The organism is Pseudocitrobacter sp. 73, assembly GCF_008369545.1.
GTDB classification, from domain to species: Bacteria; Pseudomonadota; Gammaproteobacteria; order Enterobacterales; family Enterobacteriaceae; genus Pseudocitrobacter; species Pseudocitrobacter vendiensis.
On the sequence record NZ_VTZO01000108.1, the window covers coordinates 1 to 346 of the forward strand.

The window sequence follows — 346 nt, forward strand, 5'->3', positions numbered from 1 at the left end:
CTTCCTGACCGCTAAAGGAAACACCAGGTATCTGTGACAACAGCGGCAGAATGGTCACGCCAGAGTGGCCGCCAATAACCGGCACTTCCACTTCTGTCGCCTTTTTATCTTTTAGTTCCGCCACAAATGTATTTCAGCGGATGTTATCCAGCGTAGTAACACCGAACAGTCTGTTCTTATCGTATACGCCCGCTTCTTTCAGCACTTCTGCCGCAATGGCAACCGTAGTATTCACCGGATTTGTGATTATGCCGATGCAGGCTTTTGGCGCGGCTTTCGCCACCTGCTGAACCAGGCTCTTCACGATCCCAGCCTTAACGTTAAACAGACCGGAGCGATCCATACC

The 346-nt window shown here is 51.2% G+C and carries 1 pseudogene; it reads right to left on the minus strand.

Annotated features, from left to right (window positions below):
* Nucleotides 1-346, minus strand: a pseudogene (locus F0Q32_RS25985) (malate dehydrogenase); the annotation flags it as partial.